Genomic DNA, 2,389 nt, shown 5'->3' on the forward strand with positions numbered 1-2,389 from the left:
GTACGTGAGGTGCAGTTACGTGAAGTGCGGGTTGGAAAAGCGAACCGAGGGCGGCGGATCAGCCGATGTCGAGCTTGGCGACCTTGCGGGCGCTCAGGTCGATCACGAAGGAGCGGGCGTCGTCGAGCAGGCCCCGAACGAGGGTGACAAGGGCACGGGCAACGACCCGCTGACCGATGACGAGATGGACCGGGCTGCCAAGCTCGCGGCGAGCCCGCAGATGCGCACCGCCGCCGAGGACGTCGACGGCGACCGCGGCCCGCAGCGCCTCGGAGTCGACCTCGCCGAGCCGGACGTCGACGAGCTGAACGACCCGAGCGCCCCGCGCCGGGCCGAGGTGACGTTCTACGACTACAAGGCCGACGCGCTCGTCACCAGGACCGTCAATCTCGACACCGGCAAGGTCGAGAAGACCACCACCGAGCACGGCGTGCAGCCGCCTCTGGGCCGCGCCGAGTACGCCGAGGCGGCGAAGATCCTCATCGCCGACCCACTGGGCGCGGGCATGAAGGCGGACTTCAAGGACGCCACCGACAAGGAGCTCACCTCCCCGGAGCAGCTGCTGCTCAACGGCGCGGTGTACCGGGCCACTGAGGGCGCCCAGCCCGCCGTACTCGACAAGTGCGGCGAACACCGGTGTGTGCGGCTGTTCCCGAAGGTCAAGAACGGGCCCTGGATCGACGCCCGCTCCTTCGTGATCGACCTGAGCGCCCGCAAGGTCGCCAAGCTCGACATCGGCTGAGCCGCCGCCCTCGGTTCGCTTTTCCAACCCGCACTTCACGTAACTGCACCTCACGTACTTGCACCTCCTGTAAGGGAGTCACTTCTTCATGCGCGTGAACAGAATCAGCCGTGCCCGCAGGGGCGCCGCCGTCGGGCTTTCCGTGGCGGCGCTGGCCGCCGGCGCGACGACCGGCGCCGGGCCCGCATCCGCCCAGCCGAAGAACGCCCCCGCGCCGGCCGCCGACTGCAGCGCCGCCTACCGCATCGAGCAGAAGCTCACCGGCGGCACGACGTGGCGGATGTGCTGGCGCTACGACGGCAAGGCCGGGCTCGTCCTGGAGAACATCTCCTACCAGCCCAAGGGCGAGCCCAAGCCGATCAAGGTCCTCAACAGCGCCCGGCTCGGCCAGATCCACGTCCCCTACGACGACGGCAGCGTCGAGTACGACGACCTGACGGGCTTCGGCTTCGCCCAGGGCCTGATGAACCTGGACCCCGGTGAGTGCCCCGGCGGCACGATCAAGACCGTCAAGGTCCCGGAGGCCTGGCAGGACCCGAACGTCAAGGGCCTGTGCACCACGACCCGCGCGCGCGGACACGCCTACCGCATGCAGGGCGACAGCGCGACCAAGGTCTACCAGGCCCAGAGCAAGGACCTGCTCGTCTACACGGTCAACCAGGTCGGCTGGTACGAGTACATGACCGAGTGGCGCTTCCAGGACGACGGCACGGTCACCATGAACGTCGGCGCGACCGGCAGCCTGTCGTACGAGGACTACGACGCCGGCGACGGCCGCGGCTGGCCCATCGGCAAGGGCGACCGGGCCAAGGCCACCAGCCACAGCCACAACGTCTTCTGGCGGCTCGACTTCGGCCTGGACGGCTCCACCAAGAACCGTGTCGAGCAGTACGACTCGACGGTGACCGCGCCCGCCGCCGGTGACCGCGCCCCGAAGACCAAGACCACCGTCACCAAGGTCGGCAAGGAGCTCGCGGGCGACGCCAAGGCCTACCGCTGGTGGCGCATGGTCAGCGCGACCGGCAAGAACAAGGACGGTCACGCGCGCTCGTACGAGATCGTCCCCGGCGTCACCACCAAGTACCCGGGCCGCAGCTTCACCAAGCACGACATGTACTTCACCGAGTACGACAAGTGCGAGAAGTTCGCCACCAACAACCCCGGTTGCGGCAACGGCCACCCCAAGAACGTGGACAAGTGGGTCGGCGGCCAGAGCCTCACGCACCCGATCGCCTGGATGAACGTGGGCTTCCACCACATCGCCCGGGACGAGGACCAGCAGCCCATGCCGGTCCACTGGCAGGGATTCTCCATCGTCCCGCGCGACGTGACGGCTATGAATCCGCTCACTCCGAGCGAGCTCGCGTGGCAGAACGGGCACTGGCGGCCTCGCAGTTGAGAAACGACCCTGCCATCCGGCTGCACCGCCGACCGCTCCCGGAGTACTCTTCCTTGATCGTTGGGACGGGGAGTGCTCGGGGGAGCGGWMGGCGGTGCAGCCGGATGGCAGGGTCGTTTCTCAACTGCGAGGCCGCCAGTGCCCGTTCTGCCACGCGAGCTCGCTCGGAGTGAGCGGATTCATAGCCGTCACGTCGCGCGGGACGATGGAGAATCCCTGCCAGTGGACCGGCATGGGCTGCTGGTCCT

General features: G+C 68.3%; 2 protein-coding genes. Both read left to right on the forward strand.

The genetic code is table 11. The features are described 5' to 3' along the window. Positions 1-4: 4 nt before the first annotated feature. Positions 5-742 carry a Tat pathway signal sequence domain protein gene (locus EAO75_RS44580; RefSeq protein ID WP_261989718.1) on the forward strand — a complete coding sequence of 246 codons (738 nt, stop codon included), beginning with the start codon at positions 5-7 and terminating at the stop codon, positions 740-742. A gap of 88 nt (positions 743-830) precedes the next feature. After that, positions 831-2,141, forward strand: coding sequence for a copper amine oxidase (locus tag EAO75_RS44585; protein WP_148000840.1), 1,311 nt, complete (start codon positions 831-833; stop codon positions 2,139-2,141). The last annotated feature ends 248 nt before the right edge of the window (positions 2,142-2,389 follow it).

Source organism: Streptomyces sp. UW30 (genome assembly GCF_008042075.1).
In the GTDB taxonomy this organism is placed as follows: domain Bacteria; phylum Actinomycetota; class Actinomycetes; order Streptomycetales; family Streptomycetaceae; genus Streptomyces.

What these genes read in the sequence shown, in the direction of transcription:
- EAO75_RS44585 (WP_148000840.1), top strand. Translation starts at nt 831, where the DNA reads ATGCGCGTGAACAGAATCAGCCGTGCCCGCAGGGGCGCCGCCGTCGGG.